This window comes from Streptomyces sp. NPDC001700 (assembly GCF_053596435.1).
Genome location: NZ_JBSFGE010000038.1, coordinates 47,054 through 69,553 on the forward strand (window position 1 = coordinate 47,054; position 22,500 = coordinate 69,553).

Consider the following 22,500-nt stretch of genomic DNA (forward strand, 5'->3'; position numbering starts at 1 on the left):
TCCCCTCCCCTATTCGCCGTCGAGCGCGGCGTCGGTGCCCTTGATGTGGCGGGCCGGGTTGTGGCCCTCGTCGAGGAGCTGGGCCGCCCACAGGAACTCCTGGGTGCCCTCGTGCTTGACCATGCCCGGTGAGACGCCGAGCCGGAATCCGCCGGGCAGCGGCTTGCCGTCGGGCGTGTGCGGCAGGAAGTCGAGCGGGCTCGGGCCGTCGGAGAGGTAGACGACGCAGTCCGAGAGGACGGCGACCGGGAACAGCCCGGCGTCCGCGAGCTTGCGCATCTTGCGGTGCATGTTCACCCGGGCGGTGGAGATGACGGCGGCGCGGATGTCGGGGCGCCAGGTGGGGCGTTCCAGGGCGGGCCAGCGTTCGCCGGGGCGGTAGCGGGCGCCCTGGGGCCGTTCGCGGAGCTTGCCGATGCCGCCCTTGACGGTGGCCTTGATGGCGGACAGGACGGCGGCCTGCCCGGGGTCGGCCCGCTTGTGCCGCTCCATGGCGGCGAGGTAGTCCGGCGGGCTCATGCCGGACACCACGCCGAGCAGTTCCATGGTGGCCATGTAGGCGTCGCGCAGCCGGGTGTACCAGGCGTCCAGGTAGGGGCCGGTCTCGGGGCGGATCCACGCTTCGGCGGGCCGTACGTCGTGGCCGAGTTCCACGGCGTACGCCACGGTCGGCGTGGCGTACCAGGCCGGGCCCTCGGGGCGGTTGCCGTGCGGGGTGAAGGGGTTCGGGAGGCGCGGGTCGAGGTCGATGTGGGACAGGTCGACCAGCCAGCTGCCGGGCAGCGCCTTGTCGAAGGCGGGCGCCTTGAGGTGCTCGGGCGCCCCGAGCCCGACGGTGAGGCGGTTCGCGGCGGCGGCGAAGGCCATGTTGACGTCGATGCCCACGGCGTGGGTGTGCGCGCACTCGGCGTCGGTGAGCAGCTCGGGGTCGCGGATCCAGTCGTACGCCTCCTCGTCCAGGATGTCGGCCGGGGTGCGCTGGTGGCCGCGCGGGTACAGCTGGGCGACGACGGGATGCTCGTCCGGCGCCTCCGGTGGCGCCGGGTCGACCGGCGCGGTGAGCGAACCGGGCTGCGGGCCTGACACCCACGCGCCGGTCGCCTCGTCCTTCACGGCCCGGGTGGGCGGGCGCAGGGCGGTCATCAACTCCAGCCCGGTGACGGCGGTGGTGCCGCGCGGGGTGATGACGCGGGTGGCGTAGTCGCCGAGTACGCGCGCCAGTTCGGCCGGGGCGAACCGGTCGGCGCTCCCCCAGGCGCGCGAGTCGAGCGCGCCCCACGGCAGGACCGCGAACCGCACGCAGTGGCGGCGGTCGCCCTGCACCGGGCGGTAGACCGAGGCCCAGGGGCCGAAGCCGCGGCGGGTGAGCTGCCATTGGGCCTTGGCGATCTGCTTGACGACCTTGTGGTCCTCGGGCAGGCGCAGGTTTCGGCGGTCGGTCAGTTCGGCGGGCAGTCCGAGGCGTTCGGCGGCGGAGGTGGTGAGGACGAGCAGGGGGTCGGCCTCCTTGCCGTTGCGGTGCAGCCGGGGAGCGCCCAACTGGGCCTCGGCCAGGGCCCAGGTGACCAGGGTCGGGATGTCCTTCAGCGGGCACTCCAGCACCAAGCCGCCGGTGCAGTACGCGGCCCCGTCGCCGTCCACGACGGCCAGGGGCCCGTGGGCGAACCGGGGTTCGGCGGCGGGCGCCGGTGTGGCGGGGCTCTTCCGCGCCGCGGGCCGTGCCGTGGCCTGCCGATGTTCCCGCCGCGGGGCCGGGCGGCTGGACGCCGCGGTGCCCCCGGCGGGCGGCCCGGACTCCCTCGCGGGCGGCGGAACCTCCGGTGCGGCGCGGGGAGATACGGGGCCGGGGGCCGGGGGCGCGGGCGATGCGGGATGCGCCGCCTCGGCAGCAGGGCGCATGGCCGGGGCGGCCTCGGGGGCGGAGGCCGCTGCATAGGCCGAGGGCGGGGCCGGGGCAGCCTCAGAGGCGGGAGCCGGGGCCGCCGCAGAGGCCGGGGCCGGGGCGGCCTCGGGAGCAGCGGCGGAGGCTGAGGCCCGGGGGGCCTTGGGAGCGGGGTGCGCGGCCGGGGCGACTCCCGGAGCGGTCTCGGGGGTTGGGACCGCCGCAGAGGCCGGGGTGGCCTCAGAAGCGGGGAGCGGGGCCGGGGCGACTGCCGGGGCAGTCCCGGGGGTTGGAGCTGCTGCAGGAGCCGGGGGGGAGGCCGGGGCCGCTGCGGGACCAGCTGCAGGGGCCGTGGCCGCCTCCGGGGCGGCGGCTGAGGCCCGGGCGGCCTCAGGAATGGGGAGCGGGGCCGGGGCGACTGCCGGGGTGGTCTCGGGGGTTGGAGCCGCCTCCGGGGCTGGGGACGTCTCTGGGGGTGGGTAGAGCTTCGCCAGTTCGTTCAGGAAGTGGGCGTACGCCTCGCGCTGTGGTGGTCGGGGGTCGGTCTTTCCGCTCTCCCAGTTGACCACCGTCGCACGGCGCACCTTCAGCGCCTTGGCGACCTGCTCCTGACTCAGGCCGTGTGCCTTGCGCAGCCGCTCCCGCTCGGCCGGTGACGGCAGCGGGGACTGGCCCGCGATCAGTGCGTCGATCGCGTCGAACAACTCGGACATGGAACGCCTCCCGCCCCCGTTATACACAGGGGCGGACTTCCGGCGCACATATCGCGGACCGTCGCGACGCCTACCGCTCGGGGACGTAGAAGCGCGTGGTGGCGCGGGCGGCGGCGGCCGCCACGTGGGCCGGGGCGCCGGACGCCTCGTACGCCGCGCCCCAGGCCTCGCTGCTGCGGGTCGTGTAGGCGCGCGCCTCGTCCGTCTCCTCCCACGCGGCCGGGTCGCCGATCGACTCGCCGCGCAGGTGCAGGCCGAGGCCGAGGAGGCCGAGGTCCCAGCCGACTCCGGTGGCGCCGGGGCCGAACTGGTCCCACATCTCGGCGGGCACGACCGCGACGTGCTCCAGCTCGAAGACGGTGCGCTCACCGCCGTCGGCGGTCAACCGCACCTCGACCTCGCTGAAGCCGGGGTTCTCGCCGAACAGCCAGCTGACCGTGAGCAGTCGCGGGGGTTCGCAGCGGAGGATCTCGCCGCCCGCGTTGCCCTCCAGCTGGTAGTGGCCGCCGAGCCGCAGGTCGCCGCTGACCGGCAGGAACCAGCGGGCGATCCGCTCGCGGTCGGTGCACGCCGCCCAGACGTCCTCGATGGCGGCATCGTAGGTGCGGCGCAGCGTCACGGTGCGGGCGTCGCCTTCGGGGACGGCGCGGCTGCCGACCGCGCGGTGCACGTCGTTGATCTGGTCGGCTATGTCGCTCATGGGTGCTCTTCCTTGCCGGTGCGGCGGTGCTCGCTACGTCGACACGTCGTCCAGGTCGTCCCACTGGGCCAGCAGGTCTTCCTCGGTGGGTTCGGGGCCGGGGGCGGCGGCGGTGAGGGGTTGCTCGGCCCAGATGATCTTGCCGGTGGGGGTGTAGCGGGTGCCCCAGCGCTGGGCGAACTGGGCCACCAGGAACAGGCCCCGGCCGCCCTCGTCCGTGGAGGCGGCGCGGCGCAGATGCGGGGAGGTGCTGCTGCCGTCGGAGACCTCGCAGATGAGGCTGCGGTCGTGGACGAGGCGGACGTGGATGGGGCCGGAGCCGTAGCGGATGGCGTTGGTGACCAGCTCGCTGAGGATGAGTTCGGTGGTGAAGCCGCTCTCCTCCAGACCCCATCCGGCCAGCCGCCGGGCGGCCTCGGCGCGGATTCCGGCGACGGCGGCGGGGTCGGCGGGGACGTCCCATTCGGCGACCGAGCCGGGGTCCACGAGGTGGGTGCGGGCGACGAGGAGGGCGATGTCGTCTCGCGGGTGCGCGGAGGTCATGGCCTCGAAGACGGCCCGGCAGATCTCCTCGGGGCCGCGCTCGGGGTGGCCCGCCAGGGTGCTGCGCAGCAGGCGCAGACCGGTGTCCCGGTCGCGGTCGCGGTCCTCGACCAGACCGTCGGTGTACAGGGCCAGCCGACTCCCCTCGGGCAGCAGCATTTCGGTCGTCTCGACGGGTTCGCCGCCGAGGCCGAGCGGCGGGGCTAGGGGGACTTCGGGGAAGGTGACGGTGCCGTCGGGGTAGGTCAGGGCGGGGCCCGGATGGCCCGCCCGGGCCATGGTGCAGCGGCCGGAGACCGGGTCGTAGATCGCGTACAGGCAGGTGGCGCCGCTGATCGGCGCGGCGTCGGTGTCCGTGGCGACCTGGTCCTGGTCGAAGCGGGTGACCAGCTCGTCGAGGTGGCTGAGGATCTCGTCCGGCGGCAGGTCGAGCGCGGAGAAGTTGTGCACGGCGGTGCGCAGCCGCCCCATGGTGGCGGCGGCGTGCAGTCCGTGGCCGACGACGTCGCCGACGACGAGGGCGACCCGGGCGCCGGGCAGCGGGATGACGTCGAACCAGTCGCCGCCGACCCCGGCCTGGGCGGGCAGATAGCGGTGCGCCACCTCCAGGGCGTCCTGTTCGGGCAGGCCCTGCGGCAGCAGGCTGCGCTGGAGGGTGACGGCCATGGAGTGCTCGCGGGTGTAGCGGCGGGCGTTGTCGATGGCGACGGCGGCGCGCGCGACCAGCTCCTCGGTGAGGGCCACGTCGTCCTGGTCGAACGGTTCGGACTTCTCGGAACGCCAGAAGGTGGCGATGCCCAGGGTGACGTCGCGGGCGCGCAGCGGGATGGTGATCATCGAGTGGATGCCGTATTCGACGATCCGGACGGCCTGCTCGGGATCCTGCTCCTGCCATCCGGCGAAGTCGCGGATGTCGGCGTCGAGCACCGGCCGCCCGGCGCCGAAGCCGAGCGCCTGCGGCGCGCCGCGCACGTACGTCGTCCGCTTGCCGACCCGCCACAGCGGGTGGTCCTCGCGGATGCCGAAGGTGGCCGTACGGCACATGGCGTCGCCCGACGGCTCGTCGCCGCGCAGCACCGGGTCCACCAGGTCGACGGTGGCGAAGTCGGCGAACCACGGCACCGCGAACCGGGTCAGCTCCTCGGTGGTGCGGGAGATGTCGAGGGTGGTGCCGATCTTCGCGCCCGAGTCGTACAGCAGCCGCAGCCGCTTCTCCGCCACCTCGGCCTGGCCGGACAGGGCGCGCAGTTCGGTGGTGTCCCGGAGGGTGGCGACGCTGCCGGGGAGGCCGCCGTCCCACTCGGTGGAGCGCTGGTTGACGGCCAGCAGCCGGTCCCCCGCGAGATGCACCTCGTCGGTGGCCACCCGGCCGGAGGACAGCAGCTCGGCGGTGCGCGGTTCGAGGCCCAGGTCGCCGACGTGGCGGCCCTCGGCGTCCGGGGGCAGGTCGAGCAGCCGGCTCGCCTCGTCGTTGACGAGGACGAGGCGGCCGTGGCCGTCGACGATGAGCACGCCCTCGCGGACGGAGTGCAGCACCGCGTCGTGGTGCTCGTACATCCGGGTCATCTGGGCCGGGCCCAGGCCGTGGGTCTGCCGCCGCAGCCGCCGCCCGACCAGGGCGGTACCGGCGGTGGCTAGGGCGAGCGCGCCTCCGGCCGCGCCGAGGACCAGGGGCAGCTGGCGGGTGACCCGGCCGCTCACGTCCTGGGCGGTCATCCCGGCGCAGACCACGCCGACGACCGTTCCGTCGGCCCGCCGGATCGGGACCGTGGCCTGCACTTCCTTGCCGAGGGGGCCCTGCACGGTCTCGGTGACGACCTCGCCGCGCAGCGCGGGCTTGTAGTCGGCGATGAGCTGCTTGCCGATCTGCCGCGGCAGCGGGTGGGTGTAGCGGACGCCCTTGGGGTTCGCCGCGACCACGAAGTCCAGGCCCGATCGCTTACGGACCTCCTCGGCCCGTGGCTGGAGGACGGCGGACGGGTGGCGGGACGTCATGGCCTCCGCCGTGCCCGGTGAGCCCGCGAAGGCCTGGGCCACGGCGGTCGAGCGGTTGACGGCCTCCTGCTCGCTGTCGTTCCGGGCCTGCAGGACGAGCGCCAGTGTCGCCACGGCGATGAGCATGACGACGACGATCGCCTGTACGGCGAATACCTGTCCGGCGATGCTGCGCACGCCAAGAAGGGAGCGCAAGCGTCCCCGCGACCGGGCAGGCGGGGAGGGCTTCGATCGACCGAAAAATCCGATCACCCCCTATTCCTAACACCTCACGGTGCCGGGACGTGAGCAGCCAGAGGGAGACAGTACCCGCGATCGGGCGGTTGATACGTTCCAGTCACACAGCGATGACCAGGGCTCTCTTTCCGTAGGGGTTCTCGGAGCGGGGTTCGTGGGGCGGGAGGGAGGGGAAGGACCCTGCCGCCGGGCCCTGGTTCCCGTGTGTCCGTCCGGCATCCGCACCACTTGTTGTCCGTCACGGCCGCCGCCCCGAGGGCGGGCGGCCCGGTGAGCATGGAGGCGAGTGCCGTTGTCGACACGTCATCACAGATTCAGGGCCACGGTGGGGGCCGTGGTCCTGGCGGTGCTGGCCCTGCTGGTGCCCGCCGCGGCGGCCGGGTCCGCCGCCGCGTCCGGCCCCGCGGCGGCCGCCGGGCGCGCCGCGGCCACGCCCAGTGTGATCCCGGCGCCGGTGCGGTGGACCGGGCAGGAGGGCACGCTGCGGCTGGCCGCCACGGCGGCGGTGGTCGCGCGGACGGCGGAGCTGCGCGGCGACGCCGGGACGTTCGCCGACGATCTGGCCGACGCGACGGGGCTGCGGCTGCCCGTGGTGACCGGCGGGGACGGCGCGGCGGGCGATGTGGTGCTGGGGGTGGACGCGTCCCGTAAGGATCTGGGCGCGGAGGGGTACGAACTGGTCGTCGGCGACACCGTACGGATCACCGGTGCCACGGCCGCCGGGGCGTTCCTCGGCACCCGGACCGTGCTGCAGATGCTCGGCGGCGGGCGCGAGCTGCCGCGCGGCAGCACGGTCGACGTGCCCCGGTACGCCGAGCGCGGGGTGGGGGTGTGCGCCTGCTACATCCACGTGTCCCTGGACTGGTTCGAGCGGCTGATGCGCGAGATGGCGTATCTGAAGCTGAACCAGCTGTGGATCGAGGCGAAGGTGGCCAGCGACGACTACCCGAAGACGAAGTTCTGGGGCTACTACACCAAGGACGAGGTGCGGCGGCTGTCGGCGATGGCCCGGAAGTACCACATCACGCTCGTCCCCGAGATCAACTCCCCCGGGCACATCGACCCGTATCTGCAGAACCATCCCGAGCTGCAGCTCACGGACACCAAGGGGACCCGTTCGCCGTCCCGGCTGGACATCACCCGGCCCGAGGCGTTCGCCTTCTACACCGGGCTGCTGGACGAGGCGCTGACCGTGTGGGACACCCCGTACTGGCACATGGGTGCGGACGAGTACATGCTGGGCTCCGACTACGCCGCCTACCCGCAGATCGCCGCGTACGCCAAGGCCAAGTACGGCTCCCGGGCCACTCCGCAGGACGCGTTCGTGGACTTCGTCAACCGGGTCGATACCCATGTGCGCGCGGGCGGGCGGACCCTGCGGATCTGGAACGACGGGCTGACCGGCGACAACACCGTCCCCGTGAACAAGGACATCCGGGTCGAGCACTGGATCTCCGAGCCCGAGCAGCCGCCGTCGGCCCTGCTCGCCCAGGGCCATCAGGTGATGAACTCGGCCTACGCGCTCTATCTCATCCGGGGCGGCTCCCCCATGAAGACGCGGGAGCTGTACGAGAGCGACTGGACACCGCTGCGCTTCGAGGGCGAGACGCTGAGCGGCCCCCAGCCGGGCATCACCGGGGCGAAGATCACCATGTGGCCGGACTCGGCGGCGGCCCAGACCGAGAACGAGGTCGAGACGGAGGCGTATCTGCCGCTGCGCTTCCTCGCGCAGGCCACCTGGGGCGGCCCGAAACCGGCCGCCACGTACGACGGGTTCAGCGCACTCGCCCGGACCATCGGCCACGCGCCCGGCTGGGAGAACACGGTGCGGCTGCCGGTGAAGGACGGTACGTACGCCCTCACCCTGCCCGGCTCCGCCACCCGGCTGACCACCACGGGCGGCGGCGAGGGCGCCACCGCGCGGTTCGGGGACGACAGCGGCGCGGCGTGGCGGCTGGCGGCCACCGCGGACGGCTACTACACGCTGCGCGCCGTGCGCGGTGGCACGGCCACCGGCTACTGCCTGGACATGGTGAAGGGCGCCCGCTACCTGGGCGCCCCGCTGGAGGCGGGCGCCACGGTCACCACGCAGACGTGCTCGGCCACGGCCCGCACCCAGCGGTGGCAGCTGATCGGCACCGGGACGCGGGTACGGCTGGTCAACGCCATCTCGCAGCTCGGCCTCGCGCAGCGCGCCGCCGACGGGGTGGCGGTGCAGCAGCCGCCGGACCAGCAGGCGGCGGCCGAGCTGCGGCCGGTGGCCACCGCCGCGTCGGCCCGGGGCGGCGGCTGAGCGTCGCTCAGGTGGCGGATCCCGGCCCTCGGGCCAGGATCCGCCGCGCGCGCTCCAGGACCGGCTTGTCCACCATCAGCCCGTCGACCGTGGTGACCGAATCTCCGGCGTCGAGGACCGCGCGGGCCCACCGCACCTCGGCGTCGGAGGGGGCGAAGCCGTCCGCCACCGGCCGGAGCTGCGCGGGGTGGACACAGAGCTTGCCGGTGAAGCCCAGCCGCCGGGCGTGGGCGATGTCGGCGGTGAGGGTGTCGGTGTCCCGTATCGCGGTGGTGACGCCGTCGAGCGGCGGACCCAGGCCCGTGGCGGCCGAGGCGAGGACCAGCCTGGAGCGCGCGTAGGCCAGCGCCGTGTGGTCGTCGGGGGCGACGCCGAGTTGCCCCGCGAGGTCGACGTTGCCGAAGGCCGCGCGGACGGCCCCGGGCGTGGCGCACAGCGCGTGGGCGCGCTCCACGCCGAGGGCGGTCTCGATGAGCGGGATGAGGGCGCACCGGCCTTCGGCGCGCGCGGCGAGGTCCGCGAGGACGGCCGCGTCCTCGGCCTTGGGCACCATGACCGGGCAGCCGTGGGCGGCCGCCGTGCCGAGGTCGGCCTCGGCCCAGGGGGTGCCGGGCGGGTTGATCCGTACGACCGCCCGGTTGCCCCGGCCGAGCCAGGCGGACGCCTCGTCGCGTGCCCGGTCCTTGTCCTGCGCGGCGACCGCGTCCTCCAGGTCGATGATGACCAAGTCGGCGCCGGAAGAGACGGCCTTGTCGAAACGGTCGGGCCGGTCTCCGGGGACGAAGAGCGGATTGCGGGCGGTGGCGATGCGGTCGCTGTCCCAGCTCGTGCTCATGCGAACGTCACCTCCGCCGTGGCGTGCCGTTCCTCCCGCCGGGTGGCGATGCGCAACCCGGCGCCACCGTCGGAGGGGGTGCCGGACGCGAGGACGTGCTCACCGGCGAACACCGGGCGGCGCAGCCGGTAGGACAAGGAGCGCACCTGCCGCGCGGGGGCGTGGCGGCGGGCCAGTTCCAGCATGAGCAGGACGAGCAGCGGGCCGTGGACGACGGGGCCCGGGTAGCCCTCCTCCCCCTGGGCATACGGGGTGTCGTAGTGGATGCGGTGGGCGTTCGCGGTGAGCGCGCTGAAGCGGAACAGCAGGGTCGGGTCCGGGTGCAGCGGAAGCCGCCACGGTTCGCCGGAGTCGGGGGCGGCGGTGTCGGCGTCGACCGGGGTGTGGCGGGCTGAGCCGCGCCCCGAGCGGTAGACGATGTCCTGTTCCTCGACGAGGCAGAGGTGGCCGTGCTGCCGGAACTCGCGGCGTTCGGTGACGAAGAGAAGCTCTCCGGTGCTGCCGTGCTTGGCCGCCACCGTGCCCAGGCTCGTGACGCGCTCGGCGGGCTCGCCGAGGCGGAGCGGCCGGGTGGTCTCGCAGCGGCCTCCGGCGATCATCCGCTGCCGGTCGGGGACGGGCGGCAGGAAGTGTCCGTGCCGTGGGTGTCCGTCGCTTCCCAGCTCTCGTTGTGCGGGCCACCGCGGGAAGTACACCCAACTCCACAGCGGCGGCAGGGGGTCACCGGCCTCCGCCACCGGTCCTGGCAGGTCCAGGAGCGCCGCCAGGGCCGCTGCCGGGCTGGTGGCGAGGGGGTCTTCGGCGGTGACCGGCCCGGGTGTCCATGACTGTACGTACGAGCCGAGGGGGGGCGGGGTGGGCTGCATGGTCGTCCGTCCTTGGGTGCTGTCCTTGTGTGCTGGGGAGGGCGGGTCAGCGCATCACGAAGGGGTTGCCCGTGGCGGCGCCGGTGTTGATCCAGACGCTCTTGTTCTCCAGGTACGCGGCGATGGCCTCGATGCCGTTCTCGCGGCCGACGCCGGAGTCCTTGACGCCGCCGAAGGGCACCAGCGGGCTCACCGCACGGTAGGTGTTGACCCAGACCGTGCCGGAGCGGACGCGGTCGGACATGCGGAAGGCGCGGCCGATGTCGCTGGTCCACACGCCCGCCCCGAGGCCGTAGCGGCTGTCGTTGGCGAGGGCGACGGCCTCGTCCTCGTCGCGGAACGGGATGACCGCGAGGACGGGGCCGAAGACCTCCTCCTGGGCGATGCGCATGCTGTTGCGGACACCGGTGAAGATGGTCGGTTCGACGAACCAGCCGCTGCCGCACCCGGGCCGGGTGGCGGCCTTCCCGCCCAGGGCGAGCGCGGCGCCCTCCCGCTGGGCGATGTCGACGTAGTCGAGCACCTTGGCGTACTGCGCGGGCGTGGTGACGGGGCCGACCTGGGTGTGCTCGTCCATGGGGTCGCCCATGCGCGCGGTGCGCGCGAGATCCACCACACGGCGGACCACCTCGTCGTGCACGCTCTCCTGGACCAGGAGCCGGGAACCGGCGATGCAGGTCTGGCCGGTCGCGGCGAAGATGCCGGAGACGGCGCCGTTGGCGGCGGCCTCCAAGTCGGCGTCGGCGAAGACGATGTTGGGGGACTTTCCGCCGAGTTCCAGGCTGACGTGCTTGAAGTCGCGGGCGGCGGCCTGGTTGATGTGGCGGCCGGTGCTGTCGGAACCTGTGAAACTGATCTTCCGGACCAGCGGGTGTTCCACCAGGGTGGCCCCGACGTCCTCGCCGAAGCCGGTGACGACGTTGACCACACCGGGTGGCAGCCCCGCCTCGTGGAAGAGCCGGACGAGTTCCAGCGTCGAGGCGGAGGTGAACTCGGACGGCTTGACAACCACCGTGCACCCGGCGGCCAGGGCCGGGGCGATCTTCCAGGCCAGCAGCATCAGCGGGGAGTTCCACGGGGTGATGGCCGCGACGACCCCGACGGGCTCCTTCTTGGTGTAGGTGAAGTAGCCCTTCTTGTCGATCGGGATGACGGTGCCCTCGACCTTGTCGGCGAGCCCGCCGTAGTACGCGAACCACTCGGGCAGATAGCGCAGTTGGCCGTACATCTCGGTGAAGAGCTTGCCGTTGTCGCGGACTTCGGTCTCGGCGAGGCGGCGGGCGTTCGCGGCGATCGTGTCACCGAGCCGCCGCAGCAGCGCGCCCCGCGCCCCGGCGGTCAGTTCGGCCCACGGGCCGGTGTGCAGGGCGCGGTGGGCGGCCCGTACGGCGTCGTCCACGTCGCTGGGGGCGCCCTGGGCGATCTCGGCCCAGGGGGTGCCCAGGTAGGGGTTGTCGGTGGGGAACCACGCTCCGGTGGCGGGTGCGCGGTTCTCGCCGTCGATGAACATGTCGTAGCGCTGCATGGGGATTCCCGTTCCGGCGGTACGCCGCCGCGTCAGAAGGTGCTCAGGCCGAGCCCGGCGCGGAAGGTGTTCTTGTTGGCCACGCCATCGCGCGGGGGCAGGGCGCGCGGCGGCTCGCTGGTGGTGATCAGCACCTGTGCGTACGTGGTCGCGGTGCGCGCCCGGATGCGGTCGGCGAGGTCGTCGGCCTGGGCGTGGTCGGTGACGCGCAGGGCGCCGGGGATGCCGAACCCCCGCGCCACGGCGACCAGGTCGGTGCCGAGGCCGGTGTGGCTGGGCTGCATGCCGGTCTCGCCGAAGTGCGCGTTGTCCAGGACGACGACGGTGAGGTTGGGCGGGAGGACAGCGCCGATGGTGGCCAGTGAGCCGATGCCCATGAGGTGTTCGCCGTCGCCGGTGACCGCGACGACCGGGCGCTCCGGCCGGGCCAGGGCGAGGCCGAGGGCGAGCGGTGCGGCGGCGCCCATCGCGCCCCAGAGGTAGAAGGTGCCGGGGCGGTCTCCGGCGGCGAACACGTCGTAGCTGGGCGAGCCGAGCCCGGTCACCACCAGGGCGTCCTGCGGCAGGCGGGAGACCAGGCCGGCGACGAAGCGGCGCCGGTCCAGGCGCTCGTCCAACTCGCCCGTACGGACTTCTGTGTCGGTGGCGGTCATCAGTCGCGCTCCCACTTCTTGCGGCCGATCAGTTTCTGTCCGAGGAGCACGGCCACGCGCTCTCCCGCCCCGAACACCGCGTCCATGGCCGCCTCGACGGTCTCCTCGACCTCCTCGGGCGCGTCGGCCCGCAGGACGGTGACGCCCATGAGTTCCAGGGCCTGCTGGGTGGCGCGGCCCATGGGGCCCTGCCACGGGTTGAACTCGGCGTACTCGCCCCGCATCGTCACCAGCGTGAGGAAGGGGAACGCGGCCATCTGCGGCAGGGAGAACATGTTGACGCAGTTGCCGACGCCGCTGCTCTGCATCAGCAGCACCGCGCGCTGCCCGCCCAGCCACGCGCCGCTGACCACGGCCACGCCCTCTTCCTCGGTGGTCAGGACCACATCGTGGATGGCGGGGTCCCGCCGCGCCTCACGGATGACGTGGGAGTGCCCGGAGTCCGGCACATAGGCGATCTGCTGGACGCCCCGTTTCTTCAGGGCGGTGAACACGGCCTCCTGCCACGCAGGCGCCGGTGCATGGGTCTGGCTCATCCGCTGCGACTCCACTGCTCGGTCGGCTCGGGTCGTCCCACATCATGTGGGCTGATGGCCGGGGTTGAACAATAGAAAGCGGTGATGGGCACATGCGGTCATGGCATGGGGTTCAGCGAGCGGGCTCCGCCACGTCCGTGAGGAACGACGACACGATCGCGCTCGCCCGCATCCGGCACTCCTCGAAATAGCCGTGCCGCGCGCCCTCGAAGAGGTGCGTACGGGCGTCCGGGATACGGGACGCGAGCAGCGGTGCGTTGGCCGCCGGGGTGAGCCGGTCGTCGTCCCCGTGCAGGATCAGCGTGGGCGCGCCGATCTCCGGCAGGACGTCCCAGGCGTCGTGTTCGTTGCTGGCCACCAGGTGGCGCCGCCGCGCGTGCGGGGGCATCCCGGGGTCGCCGAGGGTCGTGTACGGGCCGGGGTGCGCGGACCGCCACGCCGGGGTGTACATCAGGTCGATCAGCGCCTCCCGCGACGCCCGTGGGTCGGGCTGGATCAGGGAGCGGCGTACGGCGTTGTCGCGCTCGGTGGCGTGTGGCCCGCCGGGTGAGGTGCAGCCGAGCACCAGCCGCCGGACGCGGGCCGGGTGGCGGGCGGCGATCCACTGCGCCACCCGGCCGCCCATGGAGGTCCCGTACAGATCGGCGCGCTCGATGTCCAGGTGGTCGAGGACGGCGATCACATCGTCGGCGAGGCCCCGCGTGGAGTAGGGCTCATCGGGCTTCCCGCTGTCTCCGGTGCCGCGCCAGTCGAGGGTGAGGGTGCTGTGCGTGGTGTGGAAGTCCGCTCGTACGCCGTCCCACCAGTGGTGGTTGTTGGCCTGGCCCGCGAGCAGCACCAGTGGCGGCCCGGTTCCCTCGCGCTGGTAGGCCAGCGGGGTGCCGTCCAGGGCGCGGGCGTGTCCATGGTTCAGCTGTGGCCCGGCGTCGGTGTCCGTCACGTGTTCCTCGCCTTTCTCGTCGCGTCGTCAGGGCGCGTGGGGTGCGGGTGCAGCCGCGCGGAGGGCCAGTTACCCTCCCGTACGGCCGATTCGATGTGCCGGATCAGTTCCCGGGCGACGGCCTCCACCGCGGGTGGGGTCCGCCCGGCGCGCGAGGTGCCCAGGACGATCGAGCGCCACACGTCGGGTTCGCACAGCGGTGCGGCGCTCAGGGTGCCGCGGGCCACGTCCTCGGCGATGCCCATCCCGGGCAGGATCGTCCAGCCGTGTCCGGCCTGGACGAGGTGTTTCTGCACCCGCATGGAGTTGGTCTGCACGACGACGTCCATCTCGACCCCGGCCCGTCCGGCGGCTCCGTCGATCAGGCTGCGCAGGGCGTGGCCGGAGGCGGGCATGACGAGGGGATGCGCGGCGGCTTGCGCGAAGGGGACGGGACGGTCGGCGCGCAGGCCCTCGGACGGTGGCGCGGCTGCCCACAGGTTCTCCCGCACCAGCGGGCGGGCGTTCAGCGATGGGGTGCTGGACAGGTTGTAGAGCAGGGTCAGGTCCAGGTCACCGGCGTCCAGCCACTGCTGGAGGTGGCCGGAGTACGCCGTCATCAGGCGCAGCTCGATGCCCGGCTGGTCCCGGGCGAGGGCGGACACCAGCGGCTCCGCCAGCAGGTCGGTGGTGCTCTCCAGCAGGCCCACGGTGACGATGCCGGTGAGCAGGCCCGGGGTCGGCTGCACCTCGGCGCGGGCGCGCTCCAGCTCGTTCAGGGCGCGGCGGGCCCGGTCGACCATGATGGCGCCCGCCTCCGTGGGCCGCATGCCCTGCCGGGTGCGCTCGAAGAGGGGGACGCCGAGTTCCTGCTCCAGGGTGCGGATCTGCCGGGTCACCGCGGGCTGGACCAGGTGGAGCAGTTCCGCGGCCCGGGTCACGCTCCCGGCCTCGGCGACCGTGACGAGCGCCTTGAGCTGCCTGACGTCCACCGTCCGCTCCCTCTCCCCCTCAGATATCCGCACTCGGTTATCCGCACCCCGCATGGGGACATCACTGATCGCTATTTCACCGGAATGGTCATGAGTGGCCATGATGACACCGGGCTCGGAACACCGGACAGCGAGGGTGCCGGGCCACCGCAAGGAGCATGTCCCGGCCAGCCCTCTGGAGGTCGTACCGTGCCCGAGCTTCCGCTCTCCGGCATCACCGTCGTCAGCGTCGAACAGGCGGTGGCGGCGCCCTTCGCCACCCGCCAGCTGGCCGATCTGGGGGCCAGGGTCATCAAGGTGGAGCGCCCGGACGGCGGTGACTTCGCCCGGCGGTACGACACCACGGTGCACGGGGAGTCCAGCTACTTCGTGTGGCTCAACCGGTCGAAGGAGTCCCTGACCCTGGACCTGAAGTCGGCGCGCGGCCGGGACATCGTGGAGCGGCTGCTCGGCGAGGCCGATGTGTTCGTACAGAACCTCGCCCCGGGCGCGGTGGCCCGGCTGGGGCTGGGGGCGGACGCCCTCGCCGAGCGCCATCCGTCGCTCATCCCGTGCGCCATCTCCGGCTACGGGACCAGCGGCCCGTGGGCCGACCGCAAGGCCTACGACCTGCTGGTGCAGTGCCAGACCGGGCTGGTGTCGCTGACCGGCACCGCCCGGGAGACCGCCAGGGTCGGGGTGTCGATCGCCGACATCGCGGCCGGTGTGTACGCGTACTCGGGCATCCTCACGGCCCTGTTCACCCGGGCGACCACGGGCGTGGCCCGCGCCGTGGAGGTGTCGCTGTTCGAGGCCCTGGCCGAGTGGGTGAGCCAGCCCGCGTACTACACCCGCCACGGCGGCACCCAGCCACCGCGGATCGGCACGCAGCACGCCACCATCGCCCCGTACGGCGCCTACCCGGCCGCCGACGGCAGGGAAGTGCTCTTCTCCGTCCAGAACGAGCGGGAGTGGCGCGCGCTGTGCGACCGGTTCCTGGGCCGCCCGGAGCTGGCGGACGATCCGCGGTTCGCCACCGGACCGGCCCGGGTGGCGCACCGCGAGGAGCTGAACGCGATCGTGGCGGAGCGGTTCCGCGCGCTGGACAGCGCGCGGGTGAGACAGCTGCTGGACGAGGCGGGCATCGCCAACGCCGGGGTGAACGACGTCGGGGAATTCCTCGAACACCCGGTGCTGGACGCCCGGGAGCGCTGGCGCGACGTACCCATCCCCGGGGCGGTGGTCCCGGCGCTGCTGCCACCCGTGGACCTCGCCGGTGTCACGGCCCGGATGGACGCCGTCCCGGCCCTCGGCGAGCACACCGACACGATCCTCGCCGCGCTGGGACACAGCGCGGCCGAGATCAGCGGCCTCCGGGCCGAGCGCGTGGTCTGAGCCCGCACAGCATCCGTCATCAAGGAGCGCGACAGCATGAGCACCCTCGACACCCTGCCCGAGGACGAGCGGTTCATCGTCCATACGGTGCGTGACTTCGTCGACCGGGAGGTGAAGCCGGTCGTGCGGGAGCTGGAGCACGCCAACACCTACCCCGAGGCCCTGATCGGGCAGATGAAGCGGCTCGGCGTCTTCGGCCTCGCCATCCCCGAGGAGTACGGCGGTACCCCGGTCTCCACCCCCTGCTACGTCCTGGTCACCGAGGAACTGGCGCGCGGCTGGATGAGCCTGGCGGGGGCGATGGGCGGACACACCGTGGTCTCCAAGCTGCTGCTGCACTTCGGCACCGAGGAGCAGAAGCGCCGCCATCTGCCGAAGATGGCCACCGGGGAGATCCGCGCCACCATGGCGCTGACCGAACCCGGCGGCGGCTCCGACCTTCAGGCCATGCGCACCGTCGCCCACCAGGACACCGACGGCTATGTGGTGAACGGGTCGAAGACCTGGATCACCAACTCCCGCCGCTCCCAGCTGATCGCCCTGCTCTGCAAGACCGACCCCGACGCCACCCCCGCACACCAGGGCATCTCCATCCTGCTCGTGGAACACGGGCCTGGCCTGACCGTCTCGCGCGACCTGCCCAAGCTCGGCTACAAGGGCGTCGAGAGCTGCGAACTCTCCTTCGACGGCTACCGCGCCCCGGCCGACGCGGTGCTGGGCGGGGCCGAGGGCGCGGGGTTCGCCCAGATGATGAAGGGCCTGGAGACCGGCAGGCTCCAGGTCGCCGCCCGGGCGCTCGGCGTCGGGCGGGCGGCGTTCGAGGACGCGCTGGCGTACGCGCAGGAGCGCGAGTCGTTCGGCAAGCCCATCTGGCGGCACCAGTCGATCGGCAACTACCTCGCCGACATGGCCACGTCGCTGACCGCAGCCCGGCAGCTCACCCTGCACGCGGCGCGGGAGGCCGACGCGGGGCGGCGCGTGGACATGGAGGCGGGCATGGCGAAGCTGTTCGCCTCCGAGACCGCCATGGAGATCGCGCTCAACGCGGTGCGGATCCACGGGGGGTACGGCTACTCCACCGAGTTCGACGTGGAGCGCTACTTCCGCGACGCACCGCTGATGATCGTCGGCGAGGGCACCAACGAGATCCAGCGGAATGTGATCGCGAGCCAGCTGGTGAAGCGCGGCGGGTTGGAGTGACCCTCCCCGATCGAGTCACCGATCGAGTCGCAGCGCATATCACAGGCAGACATATCAGGACCTTTACAGTATGGGTCCCGGTTGGTGGACTGGTCGCGTGAACGACGACACGACTCTCCTCACTGCCTACGGCGCCCTGGACAGCGCCGCGGTCAGCGACGCGCTCGACGGGCTGGACCTGCCCCCCGGTCTCGGCGGCATCAGGCCGGTGTGGGGCCACCGCGCACTGGTGGGATTCGCCGCACCGGTCGAACTCGCACCGGGCACCCCGGACCCGTCCGCGTCCGGGGCACACATCGCCACCTCGGCCGTGGCCACCAGCGGCCCCGAGGACGTCCTGGTGATCGCGGGCGGCGGACGCACGGACGTCTCCTGCTGGGGCGGGCTGCTGAGCCTGGGCGCCGCCCTGCGCGGGGTGCGCGGCGTGGTGGCCGACGGGGCCTGCCGCGATGTCGGCGAGGCCCGCGAGGCGGGCTTCCCGGTGTACGCCCGCGCCACCACCCCCGTCACCGCGCGGGGCCGCCTGCGCCAGGTGTCCTCCGGCGAACCGGTCCGGGTCGGCCCGGCCACAGTGGCGCGGGGGGACATCGTGGTCGCCGACGAGACCGGCGTGGCCTTCGTGCCCCGCGCCCGTGCCCATGAGATTCTGCGGGCCGCCCAAGCGGTGGCCCGGCGCGAGAGCGCCATCGCCAAGGAGCTGCGCGGCGGCGCGTCCCTGCCGGACGCCATGCGGGACGCCCGCCTCGCCGGAACGGAGGAGCCGCAGTGATGGACACACCGACCCAGCGGGCCTCGGCCCTGCCGACCGCCGCCCTGTCCGACGCCCTGGACGCCCTGGGGCTGCCCGGCTCCGTCCTCGGCCCGGCGCCGCTGTTCCCCACGGCCGCGCTGACCGGGCCCGCCTTCACCGTCCGCTACGAACCGGCCGACGCCGACAAGGGCAGCGTCGGTGACTTCCTCGACGATGTGCCCCCGGGCGCGGTCGTGGTCATCGACAACGCCGGGCGCACCGACTGCACGGTGTGGGGCGGGATCATGACCCGTACCGCGACGGCCCGCGGTGTCGCGGGCACCGTGATCCACGGCGCCTGCCGCGATGTGGCCACCTCGACCGAGGCGGGCTATCCCGTCTTCAGCAGCGGCCGGTTCATGCGGACCGGCAAGGACCGGGTGCGGCTCGCCTCGGTCGGTACGCCGCTGTCCCTGGACGGTGTTCCGGTGGCCCCGGACGACCTGGTGCGCGGCGACGCCGACGGAGTGGTGGTCGTACCCGCCGCCAGGCTGACCGAGGTCGTGGAGCTGGCGACACGGATCGAGCACACCGAGCGCGACATCACCGCCGCCGTGCGCGCGGGGAGCGGCCTGCGCGAGGCCCGTGCCGCCTTCGGCTACCACCTGCTGCAGCGGAACGGCCGATGACCGCGCTCGCCACCGGCGGACACTCCACCGCCACGCTGTACGAGGCGTCCGCCGCCGACTGCGCCTGCGCGCCGGGGCTGCGCCCGGTCTGGTCCGGCGCCCGGCTGGCCGGTCCCGCCTACACCGTACGGGGCGTGGGCGGTGACAACCTCGCGCTGCACCACGCGGTGGCCGCCGCCCCGCCCGGCCATGTCCTCGTCGCCGATCTGCAGGGCGCGGCCTGCGGCCACTGGGGCGAGGTCCTGGCCGTGGCCGCCCGGGCGCGCGGGCTGCTGGGGCTGGTCGTGGACGGCGGCGTACGCGACACCGTCGAACTCGCCGAGCTGGACTTTCCCGTCTTCGCCTCGTCGGTCGCGGTCTTCCGCACCACCAAGGACCACCCCGGTGTGCTCGGCGCGCCCCTCGTGCTGCGCGGGGTCCCGGTCGCCACCGGCGACCTGATCGTCGCCGACGCCGACGGTGTCGTGTGCCTGCCCCGCGACGTGGCGCCCTCGGTCGTCGCCCGCGCCGATGAGCGGGTGGCGAAGGAGCGGGACATCCTCGATCGGCTCCGTGACGGACACACCACCCTCGACCTCTACGGCCTTCCGACGAGACGGTGTACGACGCGATGATCGAGGTCCGCCAGGCCCGCTACTTCATCGCGGTCGCCGAGGAACTGCACTTCGGCCGGGCCGCCGAGCGCCTGCAGATGTCGCAGCCGCCACTCAGCCAGGCGATCCGCCACCTGGAGCGGCAGCTCGACGCCCAGCTGCTGGAACGCTCCAGCCGTTCGGTGGCCCTGACCGAGCCCGGCGCCGTCTTTCTGCGGCACTGCTACGCGCTGACGGCCGCCGCCGAGCGCGCCCAAGTGGCCGCGGCGCAGGCGCAGGCGGGCTATCTGGGCACCCTGACCATCGGCGCGGTCACCTCGGCCTTCTCGCAGGCGCTGCCCGCCATCTTCGGCACCTTCCGCGCCGAGCGCCCGCGCATCGAGCTGCGGGTGCGGGAGCTGGACACCACCGAAGGGGTGCAAGGCCTCCTCGACGGACGCCTGGACATCGCCGTGGTCCGCCACACCGGCAACGACGAACGGCTGCGCTCGGATCCGCTGCGCCGGGACCGGCTGGTGGCCGCTCTCCCGGAGGGGCATCCGCTGGCCGAAGGGGACCACGTGGACCTCGCCGCCCTGGCGGCTGAGCCCTGGGTGTGGATCCCGCGCGCCCTCTCACCGAGATATCACGACGAACTCGTGGCGGTCTGCCACCAGGCCGGTTTCAGCCCGGAGCCCCGGCACCAGGCGAACTCCATCCACTCGCAGCTGGCCATGGTCGGCTGCGGTCTGGGCGTCGGCCTCGTGCCGCACACCTCGTCGCGGCCACCGGTGCCAGGCGTGGTCTGCCTGTCCCTGCGGGAGCCCGCCCAGCTCGTCGAACTGGCCGTGGTCCGGCGCGCGGCCGACCCCAGCCCGTTGGTGGCGCAGTTCGTACGGCACGCGTTGCCCGCACAGACGACCTGAGAAAGAGAAACACACCATGCAGCCAAGCAACGCCTTCGCCTGGACCCGGCAGGAGCTGACCGTCGACGGTGTGGCCCTCGACGTCGCCACCGCGCACCGCGGCGGGACACGCGCCCCGATCCTGTTCCTGCACGGCTTCGGCTCGACCAAGGAGGACTACACCGACATCGCGCTCCAGCCCGCCTTCGACGGGCATCCGGTCGTGGCGTACGACGCCCCCGGCTGCGGCGACACCGTCTGCGGGGATCTGACCGCCCTCTCGATCCCCTTCCTGGTGGACACCGCGCTGGCCGTGCTCGACCGGCTCGGCATCGAGCGGTTCCATCTCGTCGGCCACTCGATGGGCGGGCTCACCGCCCTGATGCTGGCCTCCCGCCACCCCGGCCGGGTGCTCAGCTTCGTGGACATCGAGGGCAACGTGGCGCCCGAGGACTGCTTTCTGAGCAGGCAGATCGTCTCCCATCCGGCCGCCGACGACGAGGCCTTCCTCGACGGCTTCATCGAGCGGAACCGGCGCTCCCCCGCCCACGCCGCCCCGCTGTTCGCCTCCTCCCTCCCCCACAAGGTCCGCGCCGGTGCGGTCCGTGGCATCTTCGAGTCGATGGTCGAGCTGAGCGACCACGCGGACCTCATGACCACGTTCCTGGGGCTGCCGTTTCCCAGGATGTTCCTGTACGGCGACCAGAACGCGTCCCTGTCCTATCTGCCACGGCTGGACGCGGCGGGCGTCGAACTCGCCGAGATCCCACAGTGTGGACACTTCCCCATGTACTCCAACCCGCCGGTCATGTGGGCCCGCATCGCCGAGTTCCAGGGGAAGGTGCCCGACCCGTGGTGGTGAGCCACCGATCGGCCTATCCTGCGGACGCGTTGATCGACTTCCTATGGAGGACGCATGACCGTCGGCAGCAGTCCCTCCCGGGCCGTGGTGGTGGGCACCGGATCCCGTGCGCAGATGTTCACCACGGCGCTGGCCCGCCGCCCCGGCCTGCGGGTCGCCGCGCTGTGCGACCCCAACCCGGTGCGCGTCGCCCACCACCAGCAGCTGCTGAAGGAGGCCGGTGAGCCGGAGGCGGCCGCCTGGAGCCCGGAGGACTTCGAGCGCCGACTGCGTGCGGACGACATCCAGGAAGTCGTCGTGACCTGCGTGGACGCGCTGCACGACGAGTACATCGTGCCCGCGCTGCGGGCCGGTTGCCGGGTGGTCACCGAGAAGCCGATGACCACCGACGCCGCCAAGTGCCGCCGCATCCTCCAGACCGTCGAGGAGACCGGCAACCATCTGGCGGTGGCCTTCAACTACCGCTTCAACCCGGTCCACGAGGAAGTCCACCGGCAGCTGGCCTCGGGCGCCATCGGCGAGGTGCTGTCGGTGCACTTCGAGTGGCTGCTGGACACCCGGCACGGCGCGGACTACTTCCGCCGCTGGCACCGCGAGAAGGAACACAGCGGCGGGCTGATGGTGCACAAGTCCAGCCACCACTTCGACCTGGTCAACTGGTGGCTGGGGGCCCGGCCGCAGGAGGTCTTCGGCTACGGCAGGCTCGGCTTCTACGGCCGAGAGGCGGGCGAGCGCAGCGGTTACCGCCGCGAGTACGAGCGGGCCCATGGCGCGTCCGCCGCGCAAGACGACCCGTTCGCGCTGGAGCTGGCCGACAACGACGCGCTGCGCTCGCTCTACCTCGACGCCGAGGGCGCGGACGGCTACCACCGGGACCGCAATGTGTTCGGCGACGGCATCACCATCGAGGACGACATGTCGCTGCTGGTGCGCTACGACACCGGCGCCACCATGACGTACCACCTCACCGCCTATTCCCCGTGGGAGGGCTATCGCGTGATGTTCAACGGCACCCGTGGGCGGCTGGAGCTGGAGGTGGAGGAGAGCCGGTGGCAGCCGCCCGTCCTCGGCACCACCTCCGGCCGGGGCACGATCCACGGCGACGAGGCGCTCGCCAACGCGGGCGGCCCGCGCGTGATCCTGCGCCCGCTGTGGGAGCCGCCCCGGGAGGTGGCGCTGCCCGCGTTCGACCACGCGGGACACGGTGGCGGGGACGAGCGCATGCTGACGGCGCTGTACGGCCCCCTCGACCCGGCGGCGGCCACCGGCACGGCTGACGCCGTGGACGGCTCCGACGCGTCGAAGCAGCGGGCCACCGAGGCGGACGGGGCGCTGGCCCTGGTCACCGGCCTGGCCGCGAATGAGGCGTTCGCCACCGGAAAGCCGGTGGCCACGGCGGATGTGGTCCCGGTGTGAGGTGTGGACGACGGCGGCGGGGGCGCGCGGGGCACGGGGGGGCCGCGCCCCCCGGGGGGCACG

Annotated in this window: 19 protein-coding genes; 9 read left to right on the forward strand and 10 right to left on the reverse strand. The window is 73.2% G+C overall.

The features are described 5' to 3' along the window. Nucleotides 1–9: 9 nt before the first annotated feature. The 3 genes from tap to ACWC5C_RS39580 form a co-directional block, all read right to left on the reverse strand. Entirely contained in the window at nucleotides 10–2,595 is a 2,586-nt protein-coding gene (gene tap, locus ACWC5C_RS39570; protein ID WP_450883779.1) for a telomere-associated protein Tap, read from the reverse strand. A 70-nt stretch (nucleotides 2,596–2,665) separates the two neighbouring features. Beyond that, nucleotides 2,666–3,295: an SRPBCC family protein gene (locus ACWC5C_RS39575; protein WP_450883781.1), complete on the reverse strand. Its 630-nt coding sequence runs from the start codon at nucleotides 3,293–3,295 to the stop codon at nucleotides 2,666–2,668. A gap of 33 nt (nucleotides 3,296–3,328) precedes the next feature. Continuing rightward, complete coding sequence (locus ACWC5C_RS39580) at nucleotides 3,329–6,028, reverse strand: SpoIIE family protein phosphatase (RefSeq protein ID WP_450883783.1); 2,700 nt, start codon at nucleotides 6,026–6,028, stop codon at nucleotides 3,329–3,331. 376 nt (nucleotides 6,029–6,404) lie between these two features. Here ACWC5C_RS39580 and ACWC5C_RS39585 point away from each other — a divergent pair, with 376 nt between their 5' ends. Then, nucleotides 6,405–8,363, forward strand: a complete 1,959-nt coding sequence (locus ACWC5C_RS39585; RefSeq protein ID WP_450883785.1) for a family 20 glycosylhydrolase — start codon at nucleotides 6,405–6,407, stop codon at nucleotides 8,361–8,363. Nucleotides 8,364–8,370: 7 nt separating this feature from the next. Here the strand turns inward: ACWC5C_RS39585 and ACWC5C_RS39590 are convergent, their stop codons facing one another. From ACWC5C_RS39590 to ACWC5C_RS39620, 7 genes are all read right to left on the reverse strand, one after another. Continuing rightward, complete coding sequence (locus ACWC5C_RS39590; RefSeq protein WP_450883787.1) at nucleotides 8,371–9,198, reverse strand: HpcH/HpaI aldolase/citrate lyase family protein; 828 nt, start codon at nucleotides 9,196–9,198, stop codon at nucleotides 8,371–8,373. Further along, entirely contained in the window at nucleotides 9,195–10,064 is an 870-nt protein-coding gene (locus tag ACWC5C_RS39595; protein ID WP_450883789.1) for a hypothetical protein, read from the reverse strand. The genes ACWC5C_RS39590 and ACWC5C_RS39595 overlap by 4 nt, the downstream gene beginning before the upstream one ends. Before the next feature lie 46 nt (nucleotides 10,065–10,110). Then, the gene (locus tag ACWC5C_RS39600; RefSeq protein WP_450883791.1) at nucleotides 10,111–11,589 is read right to left on the reverse strand and encodes an aldehyde dehydrogenase; all 1,479 of its coding nucleotides are present in this window, start codon (nucleotides 11,587–11,589) and stop codon (nucleotides 10,111–10,113) included. 32 nt (nucleotides 11,590–11,621) lie between these two features. Continuing rightward, complete coding sequence (locus ACWC5C_RS39605) at nucleotides 11,622–12,242, reverse strand: thiamine pyrophosphate-dependent enzyme (protein WP_450883793.1); 621 nt, start codon at nucleotides 12,240–12,242, stop codon at nucleotides 11,622–11,624. Continuing rightward, nucleotides 12,242–12,778: a phosphonopyruvate decarboxylase gene (locus ACWC5C_RS39610; RefSeq protein WP_450883795.1), complete on the reverse strand. Its 537-nt coding sequence runs from the start codon at nucleotides 12,776–12,778 to the stop codon at nucleotides 12,242–12,244. The genes ACWC5C_RS39605 and ACWC5C_RS39610 overlap by 1 nt, the downstream gene beginning before the upstream one ends. A gap of 112 nt (nucleotides 12,779–12,890) precedes the next feature. After that, nucleotides 12,891–13,718, reverse strand: coding sequence for an alpha/beta fold hydrolase (locus ACWC5C_RS39615; protein ID WP_450883797.1), 828 nt, complete (start codon nucleotides 13,716–13,718; stop codon nucleotides 12,891–12,893). Further along, nucleotides 13,715–14,689 (reverse strand): LysR family transcriptional regulator, encoded by a 975-nt coding sequence (locus ACWC5C_RS39620; RefSeq protein WP_450883799.1) that lies wholly within the window; start codon nucleotides 14,687–14,689, stop codon nucleotides 13,715–13,717. The genes ACWC5C_RS39615 and ACWC5C_RS39620 overlap by 4 nt, the downstream gene beginning before the upstream one ends. 189 nt (nucleotides 14,690–14,878) lie before the next feature. Here ACWC5C_RS39620 and ACWC5C_RS39625 point away from each other — a divergent pair, with 189 nt between their 5' ends. The 8 genes from ACWC5C_RS39625 to ACWC5C_RS39660 all read left to right on the forward strand — a co-directional run bounded on the left by ACWC5C_RS39625 (nucleotide 14,879) and on the right by ACWC5C_RS39660 (nucleotide 22,437). Continuing rightward, on the forward strand, nucleotides 14,879–16,063 hold the full coding sequence (locus ACWC5C_RS39625; RefSeq protein WP_450883801.1) for a CaiB/BaiF CoA transferase family protein: 1,185 nt from the start codon (nucleotides 14,879–14,881) through the stop codon (nucleotides 16,061–16,063). Nucleotides 16,064–16,099: 36 nt separating this feature from the next. Further along, the gene (locus tag ACWC5C_RS39630) at nucleotides 16,100–17,263 is read left to right on the forward strand and encodes an acyl-CoA dehydrogenase family protein (protein ID WP_450883803.1); all 1,164 of its coding nucleotides are present in this window, start codon (nucleotides 16,100–16,102) and stop codon (nucleotides 17,261–17,263) included. 97 nt (nucleotides 17,264–17,360) lie between these two features. Continuing rightward, nucleotides 17,361–18,032 carry an RraA family protein gene (locus ACWC5C_RS39635; RefSeq protein ID WP_450883805.1) on the forward strand — a complete coding sequence of 224 codons (672 nt, stop codon included), beginning with the start codon at nucleotides 17,361–17,363 and terminating at the stop codon, nucleotides 18,030–18,032. Then, nucleotides 18,032–18,682, forward strand: a complete 651-nt coding sequence (locus tag ACWC5C_RS39640; protein WP_450883807.1) for an RraA family protein — start codon at nucleotides 18,032–18,034, stop codon at nucleotides 18,680–18,682. The genes ACWC5C_RS39635 and ACWC5C_RS39640 overlap by 1 nt, the downstream gene beginning before the upstream one ends. Further along, the gene (locus ACWC5C_RS39645) at nucleotides 18,679–19,296 is read left to right on the forward strand and encodes an RraA family protein (protein ID WP_450883809.1); all 618 of its coding nucleotides are present in this window, start codon (nucleotides 18,679–18,681) and stop codon (nucleotides 19,294–19,296) included. The genes ACWC5C_RS39640 and ACWC5C_RS39645 overlap by 4 nt, the downstream gene beginning before the upstream one ends. Next, nucleotides 19,281–20,180 (forward strand): LysR family transcriptional regulator, encoded by a 900-nt coding sequence (locus tag ACWC5C_RS39650; RefSeq protein ID WP_450883811.1) that lies wholly within the window; start codon nucleotides 19,281–19,283, stop codon nucleotides 20,178–20,180. The genes ACWC5C_RS39645 and ACWC5C_RS39650 overlap by 16 nt, the downstream gene beginning before the upstream one ends. A 16-nt stretch (nucleotides 20,181–20,196) precedes the next feature. Continuing rightward, complete coding sequence (locus tag ACWC5C_RS39655) at nucleotides 20,197–21,021, forward strand: alpha/beta fold hydrolase (protein WP_450883813.1); 825 nt, start codon at nucleotides 20,197–20,199, stop codon at nucleotides 21,019–21,021. A 54-nt stretch (nucleotides 21,022–21,075) separates the two neighbouring features. Beyond that, complete coding sequence (locus ACWC5C_RS39660) at nucleotides 21,076–22,437, forward strand: Gfo/Idh/MocA family protein (RefSeq protein ID WP_450883815.1); 1,362 nt, start codon at nucleotides 21,076–21,078, stop codon at nucleotides 22,435–22,437. Nucleotides 22,438–22,500: the final 63 nt, after the last annotated feature.